Source organism: Mesorhizobium sp. M7A.F.Ca.CA.004.06.1.1 (genome assembly GCF_003999135.1).
Lineage (GTDB): Bacteria > Pseudomonadota > Alphaproteobacteria > Rhizobiales > Rhizobiaceae > Mesorhizobium.
Window position 1 is genome coordinate 1 of the sequence record NZ_RZPQ01001035.1, and the last position, 1606, is coordinate 1606.

At 63.0% G+C, this 1606-nt stretch carries 2 protein-coding genes; one reads left to right on the forward strand and one right to left on the reverse strand.

Features of this window, described 5'->3' with window-relative positions:
• Positions 1-465: DbpA RNA binding domain-containing protein (locus tag EN906_RS33505; protein WP_206529246.1), on the forward strand; the 465-nt coding region annotated here is incomplete at its 5' end.
• 98 nt (positions 466-563) lie between these two features.
• Here the strand turns inward: EN906_RS33505 and EN906_RS33510 are convergent.
• A complete protein-coding gene (locus EN906_RS33510; protein ID WP_245456877.1) occupies positions 564-1553 on the reverse strand; it encodes a glycosyltransferase in 990 nt (329 codons plus the stop codon).
• Positions 1554-1606 lie beyond the last annotated feature (53 nt).

A 1606-nucleotide genomic window follows, 5' to 3' on the forward strand; every position in this document is an offset into this window, starting at 1 on the left:
TTCTCGCTGTCGATCGGGCGCCGGCAGAATGCCGAGCCGCGCTGGCTGATCCCGATGCTGTGCCGCACCGGCAGCATCTCGAAGCGCGAGATCGGCGCCATCAAGATGCAGCCGGAAGAGACCTACGTGCAGATATCAGCCGACTGGGCCGACCGCTTCCTGGCCGCGATCGGTCCCGACCGCAAGCTGCAAGGCAACATCCTGGTGAAGCGGCTCGATGGTACGCCCGATCTTTCACGCGCCGGCTATCAGCCGCCAAGCCCCGACAAGAAGCCGCATCGCGGCAAGGCGCCGTTCGACCCCAACGCGCCGAAGCGCAAATTCGAAAAACGTGCACCGGCAGCAGTCGATCAGCGCCCGGCCGCCGCGCATGAGGCAAAGCCATGGGCGAAAAAGCCGGGCAAGCCGAAATTCGACACCACCGGCGCGCCCAAGCACAAGAAGGCGAAGAAACGGCCCGCCTAGAGCATTTCACCGTTTCACGGAAACGGCGATCTGCTCTAACTCTTTGTTTTGACGCAATTCCCAAGGGAAAACGGCTTCACACTTTTCCTAGAATTGCTCTAGGACTTCGGCCGGAGGGAAGCGCTTGCCTGCAGGCCAGCCTTGATGGCAGCCCAGCTGGCCGATGCCGGCGTCGGGCGATGCTGCTTTGCGATGCGTTCCGTCAGCGATGAGCGCCAGTCCGCGTCTTCCGCCATCCTGCGGATCGCAGCGTACCAGCTGGCCTGGTCATTGGAATCGATCGCCGGCATCAGCCCGCCGCTCGCCTCGATCAGCGACGGCGCGGTCGAGACGATGACCGGAATGCCAAAATCGAGACATTCCGAGGCGCCATAGCCCCAGCCCTCGATATGCGAGGGAAAGACGCCGAAGGAAGCGCTGCGATAATATCGGATGAGCTCCTCATCGCTGATCGCTCCGGTGAACGTAACCCGCTCAAGCAATCTCGGATGGGCCTTGAGATAGGCGCGCAGCGGATCGATCATCCAGCCCCAGCGCCCGGCGCAGACGAGCCGCGGCAGCTTGACGCCCTCGTCGAGCGCCTGCTGCCATATCCGTGCCAGCAGGATGTGGTTCTTGCGCACCTCGATGGTCGAGCAATAGAGCACGAACGGCTCGTCGGCCTCGATGCGCGAAGTCTGGCCGATGCGCGAAGCCGTCTCGTACAGGATGGAAGGCATCGGAAACCGGTATACCACCGGCTGTGTGACGCCTGCCTGTTGCATATGGTCGGTCAGCGTCGCACCAACTTCGTCGGATGCACAAAATGCCGGCGCGCCGGAACGCACGAGGTGCTCGAGATATGACCCGTAGCGAGCCTCGCCAGGGCTCATACCAACCATGTCGGGGCGCAGTGTCGGGATGAGGTCGTGGCAAAGAAACGCAAGGCCACCGGCGCGCCCGGAAAGGGCGGCTCGATCGTCACCGGTCAGAATGTGATGGCTGATCAGGACAAAGCCGCGTTCGGTCTCGTTCGGTTGGCTTGGAACCTGACGCGGGGCCGACCGGATCCGCGCCCGCTGGTACAGACGATAGGCCCTGATCAGCAACCTCGTCGCCTGAATAGGCAATCCCTTTGCGGCCATGGGTCACCGTCTTGGCG